Genomic DNA, 24,826 nt, shown 5'->3' on the forward strand with positions numbered 1-24,826 from the left:
TATGAATACTGCTATGAAAAAGCTGAAGAGATGTACTCGGTGCCTGCTGCCTGAGACTTATGAAACCATCGAATTTGATGCGAATGGCGTGTGCAATATCTGTCGCTCCTGGGAGATCAAGGCGGACCAGATTGATTGGGGCGCTCGCAAGACGTTGCTGGATCAGCTGATTGAGAAATATCGGGGTAAATACGATTACGACTGCATTGTGCCGTTCAGCGGAGGAAAAGACAGCACCTATCAGCTTTACTATTTGGTCAAGGAATACGGCGTCAAACCGCTGGTCGTACGCTTCAATCATGGCTTTATGCGCCCGACTATTGAAGAAAACTGTACGCGGACGTTCAAAAAGCTGGGGGTGGACGTCATTGAGTTCACGCCCAACTGGAAGATCGTCAAACGTTTGATGCTGGAGTCTTTCCGCCGTAAGACGGACTTTTGCTGGCACTGTCACACGGGCATTTATTCATACCCCATGCAGATTGCGGTTAAGTTCAATGTACCATTGATAATCTGGGGCGAACCGCAGGCGGAGATCACCGCGTATTACGATTATCTGAATGACGAGATCGAGTACGAGGATGAGAAGAAATTCAATATGATCCGCAACCTTGGCATCTCCGCGGACGACATGTACGGCATGATCAATTCGCCGGAAGACCCCATTGACCGCCGCGATCTGGCCCCGTTCACTTATCCTAGCCTGAAAGACCTCAAGCGGATCGGCTACGCCTCCGTTTGCCTGGGAAGCTTTATTCCCTGGGATTATGAGAAACACGTGAAGGTGATCAAGGAAGAGCTGGGCTGGCGGACGGACGAGGTGGAAAGCGCGCCGATAGCGGTGAACACCACTTGCGAAAAAATTGAATGTTTTATGCAAGGAACCCGCGACTACATCAAGTATTTGAAGCGCGGTTATAGCCGCATCACGCAAATAAACGCCATGAAACTTCGCCGCGGCCGCATTTCTCTGGAAGAGGCGGAGCGATTGAATGAACTGGATGGACGTCGACCGGAGTCTCTGGATATTTTCCTGGGGTATGTGGGGCTGACCGAGCAGGAGTTCAATGAAATCGTGTCAGGAATGGTCATACCACCTTTCGAGCCTGACTTTGATCATCCTGTCCGCGGCGAACCGCTTTGGGACGCCATTAAATGGTACCGTGAGGATGAGCCGGGATGAATATCGGCGTATTGAATTATGGCATGGGCAATATCAAGTCAGTACTCAACGCCATTGACGCCGTGGGTTACGATGCTCACGTTGTGGCAGCGCCTGAACAGCTCGCCGAACTGACGCACCTGATCATTCCTGGCGTTGGCGCTTTTGGTAACGCCATGGCCAATCTGGCTTCGGCGGCCTTACTGGAGGCGATCCATGACCACGTTCAGCAAGGGCGTCCGTTGATGGGCGTCTGTCTTGGCATGCAATTGTTGGCGACGCAAGGCGAAGAGGGCGGCGTGAACGCCGGCCTTGATCTGATACCCGGCGTGGTGCGCCATCTGGAAGTCGACGCTCCGGTTCCGCACGTTGGATGGAATTCACTGATTCACCATCAGGAACACCCCATCTTTCAAGGGGTGAAAAAGCACGTAGACTTCTATTTCGTGCATTCTTATTACTTCGCTGCGCAAGATCGCCGCCATGTGATCGCGGAAACTGAGTATGGCGCGTCATTCCCCGTCGTGGTCGGGCGGGATAATATTGTCGGTGTGCAGTTTCACCCTGAAAAGAGCCAGGATAACGGTTTGAAAATTTTAGAAAATTTTTGTGAGTGGGACGGACAATGCTGAAAAAGCGCATTATTCCCATGCTGCTGCTGAGTCAGGGGCGCATGGTGAAGGGGAAGCAGTTTTCCGCTTTTCGGGACACCGGCGATCCGGTTTCCGCCGCTCGCATATATAACGCTCAGTTTGCGGATGAACTGGTGTTTCTGGATGTCGACGCCAACCGCCAGGGAAGCGACTTTGAGCAATTGCTGAGTCTCATCGATAAAGTGTCCTCCGAATGTTTTATGCCGCTGAGCGTCGGCGGCGGTGTGAACTCAGTGGAGCACGTGCGCCGCCTGGTGCAGTCCGGCGCCGATAAAGTCGTTATCACGACAGCCGCGTTAGAAAATCCGGGTTTGATTAACGATGCGTCGGCTATTTTTGGCCGCCAATGTATTGTCGTCGGCCTGGATGTGAAACGTGAAGGTGACGCATACCGTTTATATTCTCATTGTGGGCGTTACAAAACTGAGCGTGAACTGGAAGAGTTTATTCGTGATATGACTCAGCGCGGCGCTGGTGAGTTTATCGTCAATGCGATTGATCGCGACGGCATGATGCAGGGATATGATCTGGAGATGATCAAGTGCGCCAAAGCGGTTACCGAGCGGCCTGTTCTTGCCGCTGGCGGCGCCGGCACGTTCGCGCATCTTGCCGCGGCCTTTCAGGAAGCGGACGCGGACGCCGTGGTGTGCGCGAGTATATTCCACTTTGGCGACAACAACCCCATTCGCGCCAGATCACACTTGTTGAACGCTGGCGTTCCTATGAAGCTCATCAAATAACCATGCAGCTATCTTTAGCCCCTGAGCGTTTGGCTCATTATGTCAGTCAGCAGCTTGGTCATTTTTTCCCGGATGGCCGCAGTGTAGAGGCGGCGCTGTCGCAGTCTTTACCTGAAGCGTTGAAGCGACTGGAGTTCTGCTTTTCCCATATTCGTCTGAAATACTATGTCGAAAATGACGAGGCCGTGTTTAACCATCTCCACGGCGATCATTACGCTACCTTTTTGTATTTTCTCGCTAACCAGGCCTACCGTGACAGTCAGGTGACGCTGGCGGAAAAGGCGTTTCTTCTTAATAAAGCCTTACACGGGGTAGACGCTTTCTATGGCGTGGAGCTGCCGCGTATCTTCCTGTTGGTGCATCCGCTTGGAACGGTGTTGGGCTCAGCTTCTTACAGCGATTATCTGACGGTGTATCAGGGCGTGACCATTGGCTCCACCTATCGCGGCGACTACCCAACGATTGGAGAGGGCGCCGTGTTCTGTTCCGGCTCCAAGTTGATTGGTAACTGCCGCGTCGGCGCTAATGTTACATTCGCCGCCGAAGCGTTCGTGCAAGGCATCGATACGCCGGATAGCAGTCTGGTCGTGGGGAAATTTCCTGACTGCCGGATGTTGCCTAACAAGCTGGATAATCGACGGGTCAAGTTTGGTTGAGAAGTGAGTTTGATGTTGGCGGGATGCAAGGGAAGGCGCATGAGGCAAAAAAAAGCGGCGGGCTGTTCAGCCCGCCGATAGTGGCTTTTACCTTTTCACAAAATACAGCTTGAGATCGTGGCCAATAACTTTGCCGATATCAGCCCCGAATACTTCGGTCTGCAGTTGTTTCAATATTGGGCCTGAGGGTTGCACTTTATCGTCCCGGTCTTTGACTTGCGCCAGCTTCCAGTCCACCTCATTGCTGAGATAAGTCAGCACTGACTGAATCTGCGCGCGGTCTTCACCGGCGAACCAGGTGCTGCGGCACCCTGTCAGGTTGTAAAAGTGCGGATGGCTGAGTAATGGCGCCCAGGCGGGATCATCTGCATTTTCGATGATGGCGCAGCGCAGCAAGCGGATATCATTGGAGCGACGCGTCAGCCGATAGTGCTCAATAATACTTTGAGCCTTATCCGTTACCTGGGTTAACTCGCTGTCGCCAGTTGAAACCTGTACGACGCCGCCCTTGCACACCATTCTTTTGATGCTCTCGATCAGGTTAAACTCCGCCTCGCTCAGTGAGGGAAACTTCTCAATCTTCAAGAAGTGAATCGTGGACCCGTCGTCAATAAAGCGTTGAGCGATGGAGTAGGGCCAGAACACGATATTTTCCAGATCGTACTGCTCCGCTTTGCGGGCGCCAAAAGCGAGGTTCGCCAGATTTTCGTCGACGGCGATAACATCCACGTCATCAAAGTAGCGGGCGAACTCCACTGCACGCTGTGACGACTCGGCGCCGAGAATCATGGCGCACAGGCGTTCGGGTAACTGTTGCGCCCGTGCGCCTAATACGCTTTCCAATTGTTTGCGCAACGATTGCTCGCTGAAGAACTCTATGTTGCGCCACACTGGGCAGGCCATAGCGACTTCCGCGGCGTCTTCCAGCAGCTCCAGTTGTTTTTCCTGAAACCCTTGTTTGTAACCTTCGTCTTCCATTGGCAAGTAGAAGCTGGCCTCCATCAGCGTTTGCATTGCGTCTGGCCAGTCGTTCAGGGAGAAAGCCGACAAGTAGCGCGAATAGGCTTGCGGGAAGAGAGTAACGTACATGGCGGCGATGATAAGAGCGCCGGCGATATCCGTCACGCTGTTTTCCGTTGTGCAGGAGAGTAGAATTTTTCTGTTTAAGTCGCTGATTTGATAGGTTTCGTCTTCGGTGGCATAGAGGGCTCCGCCGGTCGCGACATTATAGACGCCAATGGCGATGGCCAGCTCCTGCAGTCCTTCGCGTAATTCACCGGAGGCCATCACTTCTTCAAGGATGGCTTTGCGTATCAAGGTGATGAACTGCTCCACATCTGCATTGGGCATGACAGTTCTGGTCAGCGCCAACAGCAGTAATGGGTCCTGGGCGGCGTCATTGATATCAATGCACACGTCAGGGTTGCGCAGATCGTATTTCAACGTCAGCGCCTGAGCGGTAAGGCGAGCCAGATTCTGATGAGGCAGATCCTCTTGCTGCAACAGATCGATCAAGTCGCGCTCGATAACTTCGGAGCGTCGCTCTACCTGCAGATGGGCGCAGCACTTGATCATGCCTGCGTACAGAGTGGGCCACTTCAGACCGTATTCCAGTAAGCGCCTGTAGTGCATATAGGCAATGTCGTAATTGCCCATTGCGGCCTGACAGTGCGCGATTCCCAGAAAGGCCGCAGCGTAGCTTTTATCTTGCTGCAGCGCCTGCTGGAAATATTGCTCCGCCTGGGCGGGCTGATTTTCCATCAGGTTCAGATAGCCAAGGTTGGCGATCAGTTGCGGCGCGTTACGGTCTTGGGCCAACGCTTGGTTGAAGAACCGGCGCGCTTCATTAAGCCGTCCTTCATCCAGTTCTATTCGTCCCAGCAGGCCCAGCGCCGAGGCTTGCCCTGGTTCCAGCGCCAGTGCTTGCTCTATCAACGTTTTGGCGGCGCTTCTGTCCTCACTGCGCTGTTGATGCGACGCCCCTGGGCGATTGGAAGCGCGGTATATCTCGTTCGCCTCTATCAGTAGATGGGCGGCTTCAACACGGGTGGATTGAAGTTTTTCGTTTGCTTGCGCTGTTGCCTGCATGGTTCTTACCTCTGCTAGCTCAATTCAATCTCTGTTTAGCCTTGCAGCAGCTGCAGCACCTGCTGCGGCTGTGCATTAGCCTGGGCCAGAATCGACAATCCGGCTGACTGCAATACCTGGGTTCGGGACAACTCGGCGGTCTCCGCCGCGAAGTCCGCATCGCGGATTCGCGAGTTGGCGGCGGTCAGGTTTTCTGAAGCGATCGCTTGGTTGGAGATGGTCGACTCGAAGCGATTCTGTATCGCGCCGAGATTGGCGCGCTGGAAGTTGATAGTGTTCAACGCGTTGTCCACCGCGCTGAGAGCCAGGATGGCGCCATCTACCGTGGAGATGTCGATGTTTTGCACCAATTGTCCGGTGGAGTTGGAGCCGTACGTGCCGACTTCGAACCCGCTCTTTTCTATCTGACCGGTCAGCGTATCCAATTCGATGGCGCCGGCCGAGAGCAGGGTGATGGTGCTGGCGGTAACGGTGTCTACAGTGCCCAATCCAATCAAAGATGTGGTTGTGGACGCGTTGGATATCTGAATATTCCTGCCATCGTCGGCAATCATTCTATAGCTGCTGCCGAAGGCTTCCGCTTGCACCCCGGTCTGTCCGGACTTGTTGTTGATCGCGGTGATAACCGTTCTTTGCACATCCGCCACGGTGTCGTTAGAGCCGTAGGAGATGTTGATCTGCACGCCATTGATCTGGAAGTTGAAGTTTTGTGCGCTGCCGGTCACCAATGCGGTGGCGTTCTGGATCGTATCGTTTACCTCCGCGACGACGCCGGTCTGGTCGCTGACCTTATTGATGGCCACGGCTTTGGCGATGGCGCTGGAGTCAGTCTGCGTGCTGGAGGATGTGTCAAAGTTAGTTTGCGTTGGACCGATGGGAACGCCGTTGATAACCAAATCTCCGGCGGCGAATGGGTTAGCGTCCACTTGGTCGCTGATGGCTCCGCTGTTATTGCCGCTGAAAGTGCCTACCGACAAGCCCGCGTTACCTATGTTGCCGGTTGTGGTGTCAAGCCCGATGGCGCTGCCGTCGCGGGATATGAGCGTAAAGGTGCCCGTATAGGTGATTGCTGCGGAGGCGGTGGTGTCGGACGGTGGTAAACCGAAAGCGGTGGAGTTGAGGGCGGTGCTTTGGATGACAATGTTACGGCCATCCTCCGCTGTCAGTCTGATGCCGACCGTCGGGTTACCGTCAAAGGTGGCGGTAACGCCAGTTTGTCCGGATTTTTCATTGATCGCCGCTGCGACGTTCTCGAGGTTGACCTGTGATGACAGGTTAGAGGAGATGGTCACAGCGATCGCCACGCCGTTTATCGTCACGGACGCTGACTGGGTAGTGGCGATAAAGGTGGTGGAGCCGCTGACGTAGGTGCCGTTAATCACGGCTTCTACGCCGGTGGACTCGGTCAGTTTATTGATGGCCGCCACTTTGGCGATGGCGCTCTGGTCCTGGTTGGCGCTGGAGAACGCGTCGTCAACACCGGTGGAGGCGCCGATGGCGATGCCGTTGATCACCAGGTCGCCTGCGGCGAGGGCGGCGGATTCTGGTTCCGAGGATATGCCGTCGGTTTCCGCTGCTCCCAGTTTGTCCACGGTAGCGCCCTCAATACCGAAGGTGACCGACTCTCCTTCGTTAGCGCCGATTTGGAAGGTCACGTCTGTGAAGGTGCCGTCCAACAATTTGGTGCCGTTGAAGTTGGTTTGCTCCGATACCCGCTTGATCTCTTGAAGCAGCTGGTTGACCTCTTCATTAAGCGCTTTGCGATCCAGCCCGCTGTTAGTGGCGTTGGCGGATTGCAGCGCCAGGTCGCGAATACGCAGGAGGTTTTCGCTCATCGCGCCAAGCGCGCCTTCCGCTGTTTGCGACAGCGACACGGCGTCGCCGGCGTTGCGGATAGCGACGCTTAATCCTCGTACCTGAGAGGTAAAGCGGGTGGATATCGCCAAACCGGCTGCGTCGTCCCGCGCGCTGTTGATACGAAGACCCGATGACAGGCGCGCCAGAGCGGTCTGGTTGGCTGACTGCGAATTGTTGAGATTTCGCTGCGCGTTAATCGAGGCGATGTTGGTATTAATTATCTGAGGCATAACTTCCCCCTATTGCGTCTATACCAGCCGGGCCGTTTCCTTCGTAAGAGCCGCTCGGATGCGTAGCAACCGGCTACCTGACTTTGCCTGCCCCTGTATGCGAATAAAAATTGCGCAGACAGGGACGTTTCCACTGCCTATGCAAAAGCATTGCCAGAACTATTGCGAAATTTTATGTGTTTGATTTTTAATCACAAAAAAATGCGAATAAGTTTTCAAAGAAGAAGGGGCCGAGGATTTTGGCAGGAGTTTGCCAAGCAGCGGTCAAAAAGTTGCCGCTTGCCGCCAAGGGAAAAATAGAGGAGTCCACGGGGCGCTTCCTTATATAGATGGCATGGCCTTGCAAAGAAAGGCGGCGCAACCTGATGCGTCCCGTTTGCAAGCGGCTGTGGATATGGCGGCATGATAATTGCCGAGTCTAAGGTCTAAAGGAGTTAAAAGTGGCGAAAACAGGAGTAATGGCCAGATCACTGCTACGCTAACTTTGTCTGTTCACTAAAAATTTTTCGAGTGACGGAAAATTGCCGTCCCAATTTTCTCGTTCGGAAAAACTAAAAAAGAGATAGAAGCAATGACCGATCAAGCGGAAATACTTAAGCCTTTCATCGAGCGCAGGGAAAAGAATTTAGCCTACTTCAAAGATCACTTTCCCGGCATTTATAAGCACTTCCTGAACTATCAGATGAAAAAAGCCAAGCTGAATATCATCCCTGACGCAGGCGAAGTGGATATTCACGATGAAGGTCGTTCCGTTTACGATGGTAAAGCCAAGGCCTATGCGTTAAACGAAATTAAAGAGTTCACCAAGGCTTATAGTGAAGGCGGCAAGGTGGTTTCCATTGACCCGCCGTTTCCCGGCGATTACTGCTTCCCAAGGTTTTTCTTCAAAGCCGCCGACGCCATTATTCGGAAGTCTCCCATTAATAAGTCGAACTTCAATCACTTTTGGCTGGGCGACTCCTATCCCTGTATTGTCTTCCTCGGGTGCGGCGTGGGTTATCACATTGAGGCCTTCCTGGAACAGCACAAGGTCAACTACGCCGTGGTTTTTGAACCTAATCTGGACCATTTCGCCGCGAGTCTGTACGCCGTCGACTGGGCGGAGATCTGCAGCAAGTATGACGGCGCGGAAGGGCGCACCATTCACTTTCTGCTGGGCGGGCAGGAAGACGAATACTCACAGTGGGCGCTGCTGTGGAATAACCTGGTTACGACGCCGCCGGCGTTTCCTCTCGCGACGCTGTTTTATAACCATCGCGGCTTGAAGTCTCACGATAATTTATCTGAGAAAGTGTGCGACGACCTGTATGTGTTCCTGGTTTCCTGGGGCAATTACGATGATGAGGTCAATCAGCTCAATCAGGCGGCGCACAATATATATAGCGGCGTTGAACTATTGCCGCCGCCTGTCAACGACATTACTGATGTGCCGGTGTGCATTGTCGGGGCGGGCCCCTCCCTCGACTTGCGCATTGATCAGTTACGGGAGATGCAGCAGCGCGGCGCGTTGATCATTTCATGCGGTTCGTCCATTACGGCGCTGCATCCCATGGGAATCAAGCCGGATATTCATGTCGAGCTGGAGTCTGACTATCAGTATGTGGTGGGGCAGTTGGAGCGACTTAAAGATCCTGATTATTTGAATTCAATAAAGGTCATCGCGCCTATTCATATCAGTCCGATCGTTTACCAATTGTTTGGCGAACGGCGCGCCTACATCAAAGAAGAGTGTGGGCTGGCGACCATGTTTTCCGAGCATGGGCAGATCATCCGCGGGGGAACGCCCACTTGCACCAACCTCGGGTTAGCGTGGGCGCTACATTATGGATTCAAGAATATCTTATTGTTTGGAATGGACTTTGGCTTCACAGACAGACGCCATCACCATGCGCAAAGCTCGATCTATTACGACGACGACGCCCATGAAGCGTTCAAGCGCAGCGTGGATTACGACGGTCAGCATGTGTTTAAGGTGGAGGGCGTTGACGGCGGCTCCGTATTGACGTCACCGCAATATTTCGCCGCCAAACGCAAAGCGGAAAACAGCCTGCGTGACTTCCCGGAGCGAGGCAAAGTCTACAACTTCTCTCATGGGGCCAAGATTGAAGGCGCTGAGTGGGTGGCGCCCGGACCATTACCGATTTCCCTGACGGCGCTCAACGAGAGCAGCGACAAGAAGCAGAAGGTGGTGGATTACCTCTACGCGTCGCAGCACGAAAAAATACCGGTAGACGTGCTTGAGAAGAAGCGAGACCGCTTAAATGTCTTATTCGGACAGTTCAGCGACGATGTTTCCACATTTTTGCAGGCGCCCATTACCACCAAGGATGAAATGAACAGAGTCTGTAACCGCATTAACACTTACATGGAAGATCAGGTGCAAGTTAAAGCTAAAGAATTTTATTTCCTGTTGCGGGGCTCTATCAGGCATTTTCTTTATATCGGCTTTGCGCATGCGCTGGCCATTCAGAATGATACGGAGAGGCTGACTTTCATGGAGGAGTGGAGACAGACTATGCTGCGCTTTCTCCTTGATGTACATAAACATTTTCTTCAGGTTATGTATAAAAAATTCGACCTCGCCACAGATCCCTGGGTGTGCCGTTCGATTAATGATCCAGACGACTTCGCGTGAGTGCGACATTATGGGTTTAAGGCTTACATTTCATTACAAAGAGCAGGCAAAAATTAACTAAAGAATCTTCTCCTGAAGCCGTTACTAAGGACAACGGGTTAGCGCAGTTCGACCGGCCCAGCTGTGTAGAAGCGAGAACCTCTTAACCGAGTGAGAAGGGTTACAGGAGAAGCAAATATGCCTCAAATAATTAATACCAACATTGCGTCGTTGAATGCGCAGCGTAACCTGAACGCTTCACAGCGGTCAGGGGATACGGCGCTGCAGCGGCTTTCCTCGGGTCTCCGCATCAACAGCGCAAAAGATGACGCGGCAGGTCTGGCGATTTCAACACGTTTCGACGCTCAGATTCGCGGCACCAACGTCGCGGTTCGTAACGCGGGAGACGCGATCTCATTGGCGCAGACCGCTGAAGGCGCATTGAGTTCAATGAAAGACAGCTTACAGCGTATTCGTGAGCTGTCACTGCAATCTGCGAACGACACTAACTCAACTATCGACCGTGAAGCCTTGCAGGAAGAGGTTGGCCAGCTGATCAGCGAGATTGAAAACATCGCTGCAACTACCAACTTCAACGGTAAGAAACTGCTTGACGGCTCTTTCCAGAATTCCGTATTCCAGACTGGCGCCAATTTGGGGAACACCATTAGCGTGTCCATCTCCAAGCTGGACACCAGCACTTTGGGAACAGCGGACACCAGCGGTATTTCCAGCAGAACGACTACGACCGCTCTGGTTGTAGGCAGCACCGGCAATGAAATGGTTGCAGGGGACATCGTCATTAACGGTATCTCCGTGGGCGCCTCTGTGGGTACTGACGACACGGCTTCCACCAGTCATGCAGCTTCCAGCGCCATCGCCAAAGCGGCGGCGATTAATGATGTATCCGATCAGACTGGCGTCACCGCGACTGTCGATGCAAACTATGTCGCTGGCACCACGACCGCTGACGCGACTGCGGCGAACGTGTCCTTGAACCTGAACGGCGTCAGCATCAGCCTGAGTAAAGGCACCACCTTGACTGTCGAGCAGAACCTGCAAGCGACAGCAGACGCCATTAATGAAAAATCCGGCGCCACTGGCGTGCGTGCGGTCTTCGATGGCGACACTGCCAAAGGTATCTCTCTGGTGGCAGACGACGGTCGTAACATCGTATTGACCGAAACTACGAGCAACACCTTGGCCACCTTTGGTCTGGCCGCCGCAAGCTCCTTGGGTAACGCCTATGTCGGCACCTACTCGCTTTCAAGCGACGATGGCAGCGACATCGCTCTGACCACTACAACTGGAAACATTGATAACGCCGGTTTTGAAGTGGGCACTTTCAGCGGAAATAATGCAGGTATTGTGAGCGATAATGGCACCACTACTGCTTTGGTGACTGGTGACATCGTCATCAACAACGTGGGTATCGGGCCCAGCTTGAGCACTGACGACACGGCTTCTACTGCGAATGCGGACGGTAGCGCCATCGCGAAAGCGGCTGCGATCAACCGTTCGTCTGATCAGACTGGCGTTACCGCGCTAGCTAATGAGAACCGTGTTAACTCAGGCAACCTGACGACCACAACAGAGTCCGCTACGATCACAGTCAACGGCGTCTCCATCACTGCGAGCTTCAGCACCACTGACGACGTTGCTGTGAAGCAGGCGGCGATCATTGACGCGATCAACCAGAAATCCGGCCAGACTGGCGTTACTGCGGAAGTACTGGACTCTGACTCCTTTACTCTGGTGGCTGCGGACGGTCGTAACATCGACATCAGTGGCGCCACAGCGATGGCCAGCATCACCACCACGACCTTTGTCAGCTCTGTGACGCTGTTGTCTGGCGGTCAAATAGATGTTGAATCTAACACCAACTCTGCCGGCCTGGCGAAAGCGGGTCTGCGAATCGGTACATTCGGCGGCGCTGAGAGCGGCTCCCTGCTGCAAGATGTAGACATCTCAACGGTAGCTGGCGCTGAAGCGGCTCTGAAAGCAGTGGATAACGCATTGCAGACCGTAACGTCCAAGCAAGCGGAACTGGGCGCGATCCAGAACCGTTTCCAGAACACGATTGCGAACTTGGAAGTGAACAACGAGAACCTGAACTCCGCCAACAGCCGGATCAGGGACGCAGACTTCGCCTCTGAGACCGCCGCGTTGTCAAGGGCGCAGGTACTGCAGCAAGCCGGTATCTCGATATTGGCGCAGGCTAATGCAAGACCCCAGCAAGTCTTGTCGCTCCTGCAGTAACGGAGTGAACTAACGTGAAATACCGGCCGGATGTTCTCTTCCGGCCGGTTTAAGCGTTAAGACATGCTAAGAGGTGAGATATGAATGACGTTAAGACTACTGAACTGAGTATGGCGGCAGTCACGAAACCCGTGATCCTGCCGTCTGCTCAGTCTGCGACGTCGTCACCTCCGATTGAACCTAAGGTTAAGTCCGGGGTAGCCACGTCTACGCCTGATACGCAGGCTGCGAAGCAGAGTTCTGCAGCCAAGCCCACCGACGACATTGCCAACAAGCAGCAACAACAGTTGGAGAAGGAGCAAAGCCAGGAGCTGAGGGAAGCGGTGACCAAATTGAATGAATACGTTCAATCTGTCCAGCGCGACCTGCAGTTCGAACTGGATGAGGATTCGGGAAGAACGGTCATTACTGTTTTGGACAGAACCACAAAAGAAGTAGTGAGACAGATTCCTGATGACTTGGCCCTTAAGCTGGCGCGCAACTTGCAGCAGGATGAACCAGTTAATCTGTTCTCCGCCAAGGCATGAGGCTTGGCGGAGAACAGATAGGGTTCGGCAGGGATTTACGATCCGTAACAAAAAAAGGGGCAAAGTTTTGCCCCTTTTTGCCGATAAATAGAGATATGATCGTACACACAATCCGCGAGGTTGGCTTCACATGGCAAGCGTTTCTTCAATAGGCATCGGCTCGGGAGTATTGACCAGCGATTTGATCGAGCAGCTGGCCAGTGCTGAGCGTGAGCCGACGGAAAAAAGGCTGGATCTCAAAGAAGATGAAGTGACGGCCAAACTCAGCGATCTGAGTCGTCTGAAAAGCGCAATCACCGACCTGCGTTTGTCCGCCCGAACATTGAGTACGCCGGAGTCGATGTCCAGCAACACGGCGACCTCCAGCGGCTCTTCTATTGGCGTCACCGCCAATACCTCCGCGAAAACTGGCTCATATGCGCTTACCGTCAGCAATCTGGCTGTCGCGCAGTCATTGAGCTCCGGCACTTTCGCTGATAAAGACACCACAACTGTAGGAACTGGAACACTGTCGTTCACTGTCGGCGGCGTTACCAAAAACCTAACTGTAAATAGCAGCAACAACACGTTGCAGGGGTTGTCCGACGCCATTAACGATATGGGGCTGGATGTTAATTCCTCCGTTATCTATAACGGCACTTCCTATCAGCTTGTGTTATCCGCTTCAAAAACCGGTGTGGCGAACGCTATTTCCATTTCGGCGACGGATAACGACGGCAACAGTACAGATGGTTCCGGGATTTCCCAGTTTATTTATAACGCCACTAACCAGAATTTAACTCAGGACGTCGCAGCGGAAGACGCCGCCTTTACTTTGAACGGTGTTGCCATCACCCGTTCATTGAACACCGTCGATGACGTGGTGGACGGCCTGACTCTTACTTTAAATGCTGAAACCGCAAGCGCAGTCAACGTTACCGTTAGCAAAGACCTGAATGCTGTGACCGAAAGGGTCCAGGATTTAGTGGATAAATATAATGCTTTGCAGGAAATCATTAATGAAGTCACTGCTTTTGACAGTGATACTGGAGAGAAAGGCACTTTGCTGGGCAGTTCCACTGTGCGCACTATCTCCACCCAGTTGCGCTCTACATTGAGTTCAATTGTTCCCGGGCTGGAAAGCGCTAACGTCCGTAGCTTGTCTGAATTGGGAATTACGACCAACTCAGAATCGGGACAGCTGGAGTTCAACAGCCTTACGTTCCAAAACAAGCTGCAAAGCTATCCGAATGACGTAGCGGCTTTGTTCGCCGACCAGGGGCGTACGACGGATGCCCAGGTCAAGTATGTCAGCGCCGGGATAAATACCAAGATTGGCTCGTACGCCGTCGATATCACTCAGGTGGCGACACAGGGCGCTTTCACCGGCAATGTGGCGCTGGGCGGCTCAACAGTCATTGATGCGGATAACGACACCTTCAAGATCAAAGTCAACGGGGTGGAGTCGAACACCATTACGCTGACAGCCGGGACTTATACTGACAGCGAGTTACTTGCGGAAATTCAGACTCAACTGGATGCGGATACGAATATCGCCGGATCTGGCCTGACCGTCTCACTGGACGGCAGTAATCAGCTGGTATTTACCTCTGGAACATACGGCGCTTCATCCAAGGTTGAGATCACTGCTATCGACACCAATACGGCGGCGCAGCTGGGTTTGACTATCGCCACTGGCGTAGATGGCTTGGATGTCGCTGGCACAATCAATGGTAAGGCCGCCACTGGCAATGGCCAGTACCTGACCTCCTCGGAAGGCGATTCCAAAGGACTCAAACTGCAAATTACCGGCGGCGCCACTGGCGCGCGCGGCACAGCGACTTATATTGAAGGGGTGGGAGACCAGATGGTCGACCTGGTGAACAACTACCTGTCCGCCGAAGGTTTGATTACGGTCGCCATCAATGGCTTTAATTCACAGCTGGAAAAAATCTCTGAAGACCGGACGGAGTTGAACGATCGCATTACCGCCCTGACGGATCGGTTGGCGCGTCAGTTCACCGCCGCAGATTTGATTATTTCCCAGCTCAAGAACACGGAAAGCTTTTTATCCACACAGCTGGAAGCGCTGCTGGCCAGCAGCACTGGAAGTAAGAGTTAAGCGGCGGGCCTGATCCAGGCGCTTAAGATCACAGACGAGTAATTATGAGGTTGCTATTACAATGAACGCGTTACATCAGTATCAGAGCGTGAATCGTCAGACCAGCATCGTCGATGCGGATGGGCATAAGTTGATCCAGCTGTTGTTCGATGGGGCGCTGGAGCGCATTACCATGGCGAAAGGGCAGATTCTGGCCAATAACTTTGAAGGCAAAAACCGGCTGATTGGCAAGGCGGTTGAAATCGTCGGCGGTTTGCGCGAGTTTCTGGACAAAGAAAAAGGCGGCGATATTGCACAACGTCTGGACGCCTTATACGAATATATGGAACGCCGTTTGTTTGAAGCCAATCTGCGCAATGACGCAGCGATTCTGGACGAAGTGGCGAACTTGCTGAAGCAAGTCAAAAACGGCTGGGACGGCATTCGTCAGGAAGCGTTGGAAAAAGGACTCGTCTAACTTGGCCTGAACAGGCCGCTTTCTCGCAACCTTATGGAAACTCCGTCCGCTGTCGGCGGGCGGAGCTTCTAAACAAGGTTAAGCCGTCCCCTTATTCGGCGTTTCAATTCCCCATCAAGCCTTCCATGTGCGCCTCCACGCTGGCGGATAAGGCGTTCAGGTTATAACCCCCTTCCAGAATAGATACGATGCGCCCGCTGCTGTATACCCGCGCCACATCCATCAACAAGCGCGTGACCCAGCGGTAGTCTCTTTCTTCCAGCTCCAGATGCGCCAGGGGATCATGCTTGTGGGCGTCGAATCCTGCTGATATGAGTATGAGTTGCGGACGATGATCCTGCAGACGTGCGAGCCAGTCCCGTTCAACGCAGCGCCGGAATTGCAGGCCGCGAGTGTGGGCGTCCAGCGGCGTGTTGATGATATTGGGGCGGTCCACCGCATGGTGACTGAAAGGGTATAGCGGATACTCAAAACTGGAGCAGAACAGGACTCGCGGGTCATCTTGAAAGATATCTACTGTGCCGTTGCCCTGATGTACGTCGAAGTCCACGATGGCGATGCGCTCCAGACCATGAAAGTCCATGGCGTGGCGGGCGGCGATGGCGATATTGTTAAAAAAACAAAAACCCATGGATTGGCTGCGCTCCGCATGATGGCCTGGCGGGCGCACGGCGCAAAACGCGGTATTCGCCTGGCCGCTGAGCACCATGTCCGCCGCTTCCACTGCGGAGCCCGCCGCCAGGTAAGCTGCGCGCATGCTGTGGCGCATTAAGGCGGTGTCCGGGTCGACCATGATGCGGCCTTTGTCCGGATTCAGATTCTCCAGTTGTTCAACGTAGCGAGAGGGATGCACCCGAATGATTTTGTCGCGGTCGGTTTCCTGCGGCTCGACCAGATCCACTTCCTGCAGTATGCCAGCGTGCTCAAGCCGGTCCATAATCGCCTGTAATCGCATGGGGCTTTCGGGATGCCCTTCGCCCATGTCGTGCAATGTACAGTCTTTATGATAGAAAAGGGCGGTTTTCATCTTTGTTTTCCTTTTAGAGGCTTTTAGTCTACTGCAAAGCGATAACGGCTTGAAACCGGAGATGGGGCGAATGTTATAGTCCGCGTCCGCGATGGTTTCGCGCCCATTCCTTAACGCCAAGTCAGTCAAAGCGGGGGATATTGATATCTGTCAAAGTGGCCGGTATTGGTCTATGTATCTTAGGTATCGGCGGCGGTTCCGCAGTCGCCGGATCCAGAGCCTGTCAACGCAAATGGAGAAAACAGATTGGGAACCCGACATTTAGAAGCGCTGTTCAACCCTAAGTCCATCGCGGTGATCGGCGCGTCCGAACGCTCTAATAACCTGGGTGGCATGGTGTTGCGCAATCTGATGTCCACGGACTATTCAGGGCGTTTGGTGGTGGTGAATGACAAGGGCTATCACGACGTGCATGGCGTCCCCTGTGTGAAACGACCCCAGCAAATGCCGTTTCGGCCGGATCTGGCGATTATTTGTACGCCTCCAGAGAGCGTGCCGCGCATTGTTCGGGTGCTGGGCTCCGTCAAGGTAAAAACAGCGATGATCCTTACCGGCGGCCTGTCGCGCACTCACAGCCGCAGCGGCCGACCGTTGATGTACTCCGTCCAGGAAATTGCGTCTGAGTACGGCATACGTATTCTGGGGCCGGAAACCATCGGTATGCTGTCCCCCGCCAGTAATCTGAACGCTACTTATATGCATATGGGCGTGTTGCCGGGCAAGATCGCTTATATCGGCCAGTCCGGCTCTCTCGCCAGTGCAGTGATTGACTGGGCGTTCACCCGGGGAATCGGCTTTTCGCACCTTACCACCCTGGGAGACGGCATTGACGTCGGGCTGGACGACCTGATCGATTACCTGGCCCAGGATCGCAGCACCAAAGCTATTTTGCTGCACATGGAGAACATCCATTCGCCCCGACGTTTTATCTCCGCTGTGCGGGCGGTGTCCCGGGGTAAGTTGGTGATCGCCGTGAAAAGCGGCCGCACTCCGGCATCACAATGGCGTCCCGCAGAGTTGCCTTTGGGAGTGGTGGACGGCGACAAAATTTTCGACGCGGTGTTCCGGCGCGCCGGGGTGCTGCGGGTGAACGGCGCTGATGAGATGTTCGATGCGCTGGAGACTTTAACCCGGATGAAACCGGTGCGTGGCGAGCCATTGCACATCATCAGCAATGGTCTGGGCCCTGGAGTGCTGGCGGTGGACCGTTTGGCGTCTTTAAATGGTGAGTTGGGTTCATTGTCGCCGGAAACAGTGAGTGAACTGGGCAAGCATCTGCCGCCTTATTGGACGCGCCGCAACCCGATTGATCTCAACTACGACGCCAACCCGGAGCTGTATCGCCGCACTCTGGAGATTCTAGGACGCGATCCTCATGTGTCCAATGTGCTGGTGTTGTACGCCCCGTCCCTGACGGAGGACAGTCTGCAGGTGGCGGATGCGGTGATAGAAGCAAGCAAGCGTTCCCATCTGAATATTTTCACCTGCTGGCTGGGGCACAGCACGGTGTATGACGCCAGAGAGGCCTTTTTCCATAGCGGCGTGCCCACATTTTCCACGCCGGATAAGGCGGTGAAAGCCTTCATGCATATGGTTAACCACCAGCGCAGCCAGCGGGTGTTGCGGGAGACGCCGGAGTCATACACCGACCCGGTGGTGGATCGTTCCCGCGCGCGCAAGACCATTCAGAAGATATACGCGTCAGGGCGGCGGGTGCTGACCAATGCGGAGTCGCGGCAGATTCTCACCGACTACGGCATAAATATGCAGGATACGCGTTACTGCGAAACAGAAGAGCAGGTGGTGGAAGTGGCGCAGGAATTCGGCTCGCCGGTGGATATCCGCATTTTGCACGAACACAGCTGTATCCCCTTTAAAGACGAGAAGACCGGCCGCGGTCGCTATAAGGGCAGGGTGAAGGGGCTGGTGGAGGAGGCGTCCATTCGCGATTCCTGCCGCTACCTGTTGACGCACTACAGGGAGCACTTCCCGGACAGCGGATTTTTAGGCTTTGCTGTGCAGCCCAGTTTTCAGACGGTTGGCGGAGTGGGGTTCAGTTTAGGGGTCACCCGCGATCCAGTGTTTGGACCTTTGATGGTGTGCGGCGCCAGCGGCGCAGCAGTGAATGTGTCGGCGGATCGCAAGCTCGCCCTGCCGCCGTTGAACATGGTGCTGGCTCGGGATCTTTTGCTGCAGACGCATATGTTTCGCCTGCTGAAAGACTATAGCTATAACCCGGAACAGGATATCGCCAAGATCTGCGAAACCCTGGTGATTCTGTCGCAGATCATTATCGACATTCCTGAGATCAAAGGCCTTGAGGTTATGCCGCTGTACTTTGACAAACACGGGGCGGTGGCGGTCAACGCCATGATTGATCTCGACAAGCCGGCGAAGCTGGCGATTCAGCCTTATCCGCAAGAACTGCGGGAATGGATCATGCTGCCCAAGTCGAAGCGCAAGGCGGAAATCCGTCCGGTGCGTGGAGAGGACGAGCCGAGTCACATTGAGTTTTATTCCGGGCTGTCGCCGGAATCGATTCGTTACCGCTTTTTCCACTACCGGAAATCCTTCACTCACGATGAAATGGTGCAGATGCTGCAGATCGACTACGATCGGGAAATGGCCTTTATCGCCATGTCTCCAAAGGAAAGCGGTTATGGCGAGGATACGCTTGGCACCGTGCGCGCCTGGACCGATGCGGACAATCTGCAGTGTGAGTTCGCCATCATCGTGCGCGATGATCTGCGTGGTGAAAACCTGGGATGGGTGCTGATGCGCAAGATCATTGAGTACTGTCGGGAGAAAGGCACAGTGGAAATGGTGGGCTCAGTGTTGCCGGATAATAAGCCGATGTTACGTCTGGCGGAAAAGCTGGGATTCAGTATTCGCTACGATGACGAGGAAGGGGTTATGGCCCTGCGTTTGCCGCTAAACGCGCCAGATGAGTGGCAAGCGGAGCGCTTGAAGCGCAAATAAACAACGCAGGCCGATCCGTCGTTGAAGGAGTCGGCCCGCGCTGCAGCGCTGATTTATTCCTGAATCACCGCAGACATATCCTCTCCGCCCAAAACCTTGATCAGGTCTTCGGTCATGCGGGAGAACTCAAGCGTCATCAGGCTGAAGTCGGCGGCGAAACGCTCGGCGGCCTCGCCAGTGTCGCCATCCTTCAACTGCTCCTGCAGGGTGTCCATAAACTTGATGCGTTTGATCTTTAGATCGTCGCTGACCGCGAAGCTCAGCTTCTCGTCCCATTCCAGGGACAGCTGCGTCACCTGCATGCCGTTTTCAATATGCGTGGAGATGGCGTCCGTCAACGATTCGGTGCCTTTGCAGCGAATGACGGTGTCGGAACCGTCGCCGGAACGCAGTTCACAGTTGTCGCCGGAAACAAAAGGCGTTGGCGTGTTGTCTTTTTGCACCCAATCGGAGAAGTGCACTGCGGGAGCCTCATTCAACGCCACGAAACGAATCGGCAGCGTGCCCATGGACTGACGCAGGAAGGATGTGAACTCGTCGGCGCGGGTTCCTGAGGACGTATCCACTACCAGCAATCCTTTATCCAGATCGATGTAGGCGGACATCAGGCGTGAACGCTTAAACGCCTGAGGCAGCAGAACAGTGATGACCTGTTCCTTCAATTCGTTCTTTTCCTTCTTGCGCAATTTGCGCTGCTCGCGCTCTTCGATTTCCTGAGCGCGTTCTTCCACTTCTTCCTTAATGACGCTGGCGGGCAGAATTTTTTCTTCCCGTTTCAGAGTCAGCAACAGGTAGCGGCCTTGTTGATAGACCAACGCGTCGCTGACCAGTGGCGCAGCGGGAACCCAACCCAGGCGATACGTGTCGTTGGCCTGGCAAGGGGTGAAAGCATGTTCGCTCAAACCGGTTTCCAGGTCTTCCAAAGGCCAGGGCACGGGTTTGGTGAAACGATAAATCAGTGCGTTTTTGAAAAGCATAGGTCTCTATTTTCTTAGTGAAGAAGGAAATCGGGCCGGGAATTATGGTGGACCAGAAGGAATTTGGCTAGTTGAGGTTTCGTAATTCCCGTCCCGCGCGAACGACAGCTGGGCGAAGGCGCGCATCGGCGCCGGCCCTGATCGCATATCAATACTTTTTATTGTTGTTGCGGTAAAGCGTCGTGAAAAACTCAATTCTCTGGCGGAATAAGCCCGCCATCGGTTCGGCGGCGTCGCCCAGTACCATCATGATCTGATTCTGGGCGTTATAGGCGGGCCAATTGGGCAGCGTCGGATCACTGGGCGAAGCGCTGCGCATGAAGTTGACCAGATAGCGTTGAAAGCGCTGCGCCATGGTGATGTCCTGAGGCTGGAAATTGGCGTACATCTCTGGAATCAGACTATAGGTTCCGAATGTGAAAGGCAGGTGCCAGCCGTGAGGCGCGCCGGAAAATTGCTCGCGCAGATATTGCGGCGCGTAGTTAAAGTAATAGAACCAGGCCGCAGCGCGGTTGGATTGTTCCAGCGCCAGCCAGCGGTTAGGGGCATTGTAGCGCATGTCGGAAAATACTTTTTCTGCGAACTGCGTGTCGCTCCAGTCCTTTGGATACAGGGCGCGAGCGGTGTCCTTCTGATCGCCCAGCGGCGCCAGAATGGTTTCCTGGGTCAGGCCCAGTTGCGGCGCGATGCTGACTTCATAGCTGTTGACGCCAGTCAGCAGAGGAACCGGCGCGATCAGCTTGCGATCCACCGCATCCAATAAGGTGTAAGGAGCCGCTTCGTCGCCGATGATCGGGCCGAACGCCGCATCCGGCGGCAGCTCGTTATTCAGCTTTATCAAAGTTCCGGCGGGAATGGCGCGTAGTTGAGCGGCGTCCGCATCGGCCGCGACGCCAGCTTGCGTCGCGGCTTTCATGCCTGATTTTTTCGCCTGATTGCGGTCTTCCAGTTTGAGCCAGGGATCGCCGCTTTGTGCGATGACTTTATGAAACAGCCCCAGCGCTTTCGGCGAGGCCATCAGATAGTAAGCGCTGACGGCGCCGGCGTCGTCACCCGCCAAGGTGACGTTGCCGGGATCGCCGCCAAAGGCGCTGATATTCTCCTGCACCCATTTCAAGGCTTCAATCTGGTCCAGCAACCCGAAGTTCGCGGGGGTGGTGACGTCCTCGCGAACCAGGGCGGGATGATCAAAGAAGCCGAAGTAGCCCAGGCGATAATTAAGTGTGACCACCACAACCCCTTGGTTAGCCAACTGTGCGCCGTTGCTCAGTGGATAACTGACGACGCCGCTGCGGTAGTCTCCGCCATGCAGCCAGACCATTACCGGCTTAGGCGCATCGGGAGCGCCGATTGGCGAGGAGGGCGCCCAGACATTGAGCGTCAAGCAGTCTTCACTGATCGAGGGCGCGGGCAGCCTGGTATTGGGGTCCTCTTGTGCGGATTGAGCGCACGCCGGACCAAATTGGGAGGTGACGCGTACGCCGCTCCAGGGCTGAACCGGCTGCGGCCGTCGCCAGCGATTTTCTTTGATGGGCGGCGCGGCGTAGGGAATGCCTTTGAAAGCGCGTACGCCAAGTTCGTTGACGCCCCTGATCAGTCCTGATTTGATCTGGACCAGCGGGCCGTTAAGGTCTTCCGCTTGGGCTCCGGACAGTAATAACCCGGAAAGCAGCATCGCTTTGGCCAATGTTGTTAAGACTTTGTATCCGGTGTTTCCTGAGTGCATTCTAAAACCCTTGAACTAACTACATGGCGTTGATTTATGGGCGGTTTGCGCCGTGCTTGCTATAGTCCATTTGTTATATTTTGGCGGCGTGATTTAAAAGTCTTTTATAGTCAGGGCGTTAGGAATCCCAATATGGATGGCGACGCGGGGGCGTTCCATGGCTTGTATTTATATCCGGGACCATCAATGAATAGTTTTCAATGGATATCCGGTTCACAGCCGGATATAACTGTGAGTCGTTTAATGCGACGCATGCAGCGTCTGAGTCTTGTCCAATGAATATCGATGAAATCAAACACTACTGCCTTTCACTTCCCGGCGTGGAGCGGATCGAGTATGGAGAGCCTTCCAATATCCTGGTGTATTACGTGTTGGGGCGGAAGTTCGCCTACTTTAAAACCAGTGCGCCGGAGCGCTGGCGTTTCAGTGTGAGAACTACCCCTGAACGCTTTCTGGAATTGACGGATCAGGAAGGGGTGAAACCGGCGCGCTACATGCACCGGTTTCACTGGGTGTCTATCGTCGACGCCGCCGCGTTTAACGAGGACTACCTGCGCGATCTCATCGACTGGTCCTATGATAAGGCGGCCGCAAGCTTGCCGAAAAAGCGTCGCCTGGCGTTGGCGCAGCTGTCTTCGGAAGCATAAGCGGACGGCTGGACTAAGTCGCTACTTGGTCCAGCCGTCGACGATTTCCTGCAGTTTGCCGGATTGTTTCAACTTTTCCACCGCCGCGCTCATCTTGGCGATGAAGTCATCGCGGTAGGGAAAGTTCTGATTCTTGGAGTTAGAGAACGCCAGATAGGCGACTTCTTCGCTGATAACCGCAGCGGGTGTAATCTTAAGGTCCTTGAGGGTGGGGTCGGAACGGTTGTTCTCCAGCGTCCACAATACGGAAAGCTTGTCATTGGGATGGCCGTCTATGCGTCCCGCCGCCATTTTTTTCAGGTTGGCGAGAATATCGGAAGCTTGGCTCATATTGAACATAGCTTTCTCTTCATCGGATAGCGTAGCGAAGCCGCTTTGCAAGCCAACGCGCATGCCTTTGAAGTCATCCGGCCACTTGCTCAACTGCTTTTTACTGGCCATGTCCTGCGTGACGAACATCGCCACAGTCTCTGCCAACAAGGGAACGGAGTAATCCATCCAGGGGCGGTCTTCAGGGCGGTAATAAGGTGGGAACAACGCAAACTCTTCACCGCTCTCCATCTGCGCCAACGCGCGTTTCCAGGGCAGGGGCTTTAGCGTAATTGCATAATCCGGCGTCAGCTTAGCCGCCTCCATGATGATGTCCACGTATATTCCCTTGGGTTTGCCGTTCTCTGCATAGCTATAAGGAGGGTAGGCTTCATCCATCAACAGGGTGACGGACTGCGCGGCGGCGAACCCCGCGAATCCCAACATCAGGGCGGCGAATAGAATTATTCTTTTCATACAGACTCCTCTTCAGTGGTTGTCATGAGTGAAAAAGCGAACATGTGGAAACATCAATAACCAGCGGCGGCATTTACGTCCCGGGTCCATTTGTTGACGATTTGCTGCAACCGGTTCTTATCCCTCATGCGCGTCAGGGATTGATTCATTTTGGCGATGAAATCCGCCCGATACGGCCATTGTTCGGGCTGGATGTTGGAAAAGGCGAGGTAGGCGACCTCCTCGTTAATAATGGCTGCGGGGGTGATTTCCAACGTGGCCAGAGCCGGGTCCTGACGGTTGTGCTCCAACGTCCACACCACCGACAGATAGTCATTGGGATGACCGTCTATGCGATTCAGCGCGATTTGTTTCAGGTTGGTAAGAATATTGGGCGACTCAGAAATGACGAACAGCTCCTTTTGTTGCGGCGACAGCGTGGCGAATCCCAACTGCAGGCCAATGCGCAGGCCTTTATAGTCCTCCGGCCAGCGAGTGGGCTTGAGACGCTCCAGCAACTCGGGTGGAGTAAATAACACGACCGTTTCTTTAAAAAGCGGAACGGAGTAGTCCATCCAACCACGACTGACCGGGCGGTAATAGGGCGGGAGCACGGCGAAGGCGCGCCCGGTTTCAACCAGATTGAGCGCTCTTTTCCAAGGAAGCGGCTTAAACTTGACCTTGTAGTCAGGAATGGATTGCATCGCCTCTTTGATGAAGTCGACATAGATGCCTTTGGCTTCATTGTTTTCGGCATAGCTGTATGGCGGATACGACTCGTCCATAAGCAGGACTATGCTTTGTGCGTCAGCCCTCGTATACCCGGCCAGCAGGAGAAGAAAGGCGATGATGCTGAGTGCTTTCATATTGCCCATATGCTGGAGGCGGTTTATTAGAAGATATAGAACAGCGTTGGTTGTTTTTCAAACGGGGTTAGTAAAGATGGATAGAAGATAATGGCTAAGAAGATCATACGGCGGCTAGTAATATTTGTGGCGATGGTTGGGCTATTTCTAAGCGGAGTAGTGGTAGGCGTCCGTTACAATTTGACGGATCTGCTGTGTCCGATGGAGGCCTCTCCTTTTCGGTTGGAGACGGACTTGGTCAGCATGGAAGGAATCGTATTCCCTAAAGGAACTATCGTGCCGTTGCGGCGTTGCGCCTACATGCAACGGTTTGAGTGGAATTTCGCCATTGATAACTCAGTGAGGCTCACACCGGCGCAGGAGGAAGACCCTGAACACTACGGTTTTTCCGTCATCGCTCCAGTCGGGCAAGCCCAAAAATAAGCGGACACCATGTCGTTTAGCCACCACGTTTTTTGCCCGGCAGGCGTTTTTCGACTTCACTTGTATAGTACT

General features: G+C 54.1%; 19 protein-coding genes. 12 read left to right on the forward strand and 7 right to left on the reverse strand.

The window, feature by feature from the left end:
• The first annotated feature begins 13 nt into the window (after positions 1–13).
• From O5O45_RS03605 to O5O45_RS03620, 4 genes are read left to right on the forward strand one after another with little or no spacing between them, the layout of a single operon-like run.
• Positions 14–1,183 carry an N-acetyl sugar amidotransferase gene (locus tag O5O45_RS03605; RefSeq protein ID WP_305903916.1) on the forward strand — a complete coding sequence of 390 codons (1,170 nt, stop codon included), beginning with the start codon at positions 14–16 and terminating at the stop codon, positions 1,181–1,183.
• Entirely contained in the window at positions 1,180–1,794 is a 615-nt protein-coding gene (gene hisH, locus O5O45_RS03610; protein ID WP_305903917.1) for an imidazole glycerol phosphate synthase subunit HisH, read from the forward strand. Before O5O45_RS03605 ends, hisH begins: the two co-directional genes overlap by 4 nt.
• Positions 1,788–2,555: a glycosyl amidation-associated protein WbuZ gene (gene wbuZ / locus O5O45_RS03615; RefSeq protein ID WP_305903918.1), complete on the forward strand. Its 768-nt coding sequence runs from the start codon at positions 1,788–1,790 to the stop codon at positions 2,553–2,555. The genes hisH and wbuZ overlap by 7 nt, the downstream gene beginning before the upstream one ends.
• A 2-nt stretch (positions 2,556–2,557) precedes the next feature.
• Entirely contained in the window at positions 2,558–3,211 is a 654-nt protein-coding gene (locus O5O45_RS03620) for an LbetaH domain-containing protein (protein WP_305903919.1), read from the forward strand.
• An 87-nt stretch (positions 3,212–3,298) separates the two neighbouring features.
• Here O5O45_RS03620 and O5O45_RS03625 read toward each other — a convergent pair whose 3' ends face one another.
• Positions 3,299–5,299 (reverse strand): tetratricopeptide repeat protein, encoded by a 2,001-nt coding sequence (locus O5O45_RS03625; RefSeq protein ID WP_305903920.1) that lies wholly within the window; start codon positions 5,297–5,299, stop codon positions 3,299–3,301.
• A gap of 35 nt (positions 5,300–5,334) precedes the next feature.
• On the reverse strand, positions 5,335–7,386 hold the full coding sequence (locus O5O45_RS03630; RefSeq protein WP_305903921.1) for a flagellin N-terminal helical domain-containing protein: 2,052 nt from the start codon (positions 7,384–7,386) through the stop codon (positions 5,335–5,337).
• A gap of 571 nt (positions 7,387–7,957) precedes the next feature.
• Here O5O45_RS03630 and O5O45_RS03635 point away from each other — a divergent pair.
• From O5O45_RS03635 to fliS, 5 genes are all read left to right on the forward strand, one after another.
• Positions 7,958–10,021, forward strand: a complete 2,064-nt coding sequence (locus O5O45_RS03635) for a motility associated factor glycosyltransferase family protein (RefSeq protein WP_305903922.1) — start codon at positions 7,958–7,960, stop codon at positions 10,019–10,021.
• A 177-nt stretch (positions 10,022–10,198) separates the two neighbouring features.
• Positions 10,199–12,259 (forward strand): flagellin N-terminal helical domain-containing protein, encoded by a 2,061-nt coding sequence (locus O5O45_RS03640; protein ID WP_305903923.1) that lies wholly within the window; start codon positions 10,199–10,201, stop codon positions 12,257–12,259.
• A gap of 80 nt (positions 12,260–12,339) precedes the next feature.
• Positions 12,340–12,786, forward strand: coding sequence for a flagellar protein FlaG (locus O5O45_RS03645; RefSeq protein WP_305903924.1), 447 nt, complete (start codon positions 12,340–12,342; stop codon positions 12,784–12,786).
• Between the two features lie 130 nt (positions 12,787–12,916).
• A complete protein-coding gene (fliD, locus tag O5O45_RS03650; protein WP_305903925.1) occupies positions 12,917–14,887 on the forward strand; it encodes a flagellar filament capping protein FliD in 1,971 nt (656 codons plus the stop codon).
• A gap of 61 nt (positions 14,888–14,948) precedes the next feature.
• The gene (fliS, locus tag O5O45_RS03655; protein ID WP_305903926.1) at positions 14,949–15,344 is read left to right on the forward strand and encodes a flagellar export chaperone FliS; all 396 of its coding nucleotides are present in this window, start codon (positions 14,949–14,951) and stop codon (positions 15,342–15,344) included.
• Between the two features lie 103 nt (positions 15,345–15,447).
• Here fliS and O5O45_RS03660 read toward each other — a convergent pair whose 3' ends face one another.
• Entirely contained in the window at positions 15,448–16,371 is a 924-nt protein-coding gene (locus O5O45_RS03660; RefSeq protein WP_305903927.1) for a histone deacetylase family protein, read from the reverse strand.
• Between the two features lie 246 nt (positions 16,372–16,617).
• Here O5O45_RS03660 and O5O45_RS03665 point away from each other — a divergent pair, with 246 nt between their 5' ends.
• Positions 16,618–19,350, forward strand: a complete 2,733-nt coding sequence (locus tag O5O45_RS03665) for a bifunctional acetate--CoA ligase family protein/GNAT family N-acetyltransferase (RefSeq protein WP_305903928.1) — start codon at positions 16,618–16,620, stop codon at positions 19,348–19,350.
• Positions 19,351–19,403: 53 nt separating this feature from the next.
• Here the strand turns inward: O5O45_RS03665 and O5O45_RS03670 are convergent, their stop codons facing one another.
• Together O5O45_RS03670 and O5O45_RS03675 are read right to left on the reverse strand one after the other, a co-directional pair.
• The gene (locus O5O45_RS03670) at positions 19,404–20,327 is read right to left on the reverse strand and encodes a recombination-associated protein RdgC (protein ID WP_216737814.1); all 924 of its coding nucleotides are present in this window, start codon (positions 20,325–20,327) and stop codon (positions 19,404–19,406) included.
• A gap of 148 nt (positions 20,328–20,475) precedes the next feature.
• Positions 20,476–22,053 carry a carboxylesterase/lipase family protein gene (locus O5O45_RS03675; protein ID WP_305903929.1) on the reverse strand — a complete coding sequence of 526 codons (1,578 nt, stop codon included), beginning with the start codon at positions 22,051–22,053 and terminating at the stop codon, positions 20,476–20,478.
• Positions 22,054–22,328: 275 nt separating this feature from the next.
• Here O5O45_RS03675 and O5O45_RS03680 point away from each other — a divergent pair, with 275 nt between their 5' ends.
• Positions 22,329–22,700 (forward strand): MmcQ/YjbR family DNA-binding protein, encoded by a 372-nt coding sequence (locus O5O45_RS03680; protein WP_305903930.1) that lies wholly within the window; start codon positions 22,329–22,331, stop codon positions 22,698–22,700.
• 21 nt (positions 22,701–22,721) lie between these two features.
• Here the strand turns inward: O5O45_RS03680 and O5O45_RS03685 are convergent, their stop codons facing one another.
• Positions 22,722–23,486: a substrate-binding periplasmic protein gene (locus O5O45_RS03685; protein WP_305903931.1), complete on the reverse strand. Its 765-nt coding sequence runs from the start codon at positions 23,484–23,486 to the stop codon at positions 22,722–22,724.
• A 53-nt stretch (positions 23,487–23,539) separates the two neighbouring features.
• On the reverse strand, positions 23,540–24,331 hold the full coding sequence (locus tag O5O45_RS03690; protein WP_305903932.1) for a substrate-binding periplasmic protein: 792 nt from the start codon (positions 24,329–24,331) through the stop codon (positions 23,540–23,542).
• Positions 24,332–24,421: 90 nt separating this feature from the next.
• Here O5O45_RS03690 and O5O45_RS03695 point away from each other — a divergent pair, with 90 nt between their 5' ends.
• A complete protein-coding gene (locus O5O45_RS03695; protein WP_305903933.1) occupies positions 24,422–24,754 on the forward strand; it encodes a hypothetical protein in 333 nt (110 codons plus the stop codon).
• Positions 24,755–24,826: the final 72 nt, after the last annotated feature.

Source organism: Hahella sp. HNIBRBA332 (assembly GCF_030719035.1).
Taxonomy (GTDB): Bacteria; Pseudomonadota; Gammaproteobacteria; order Pseudomonadales; family Oleiphilaceae; genus Hahella.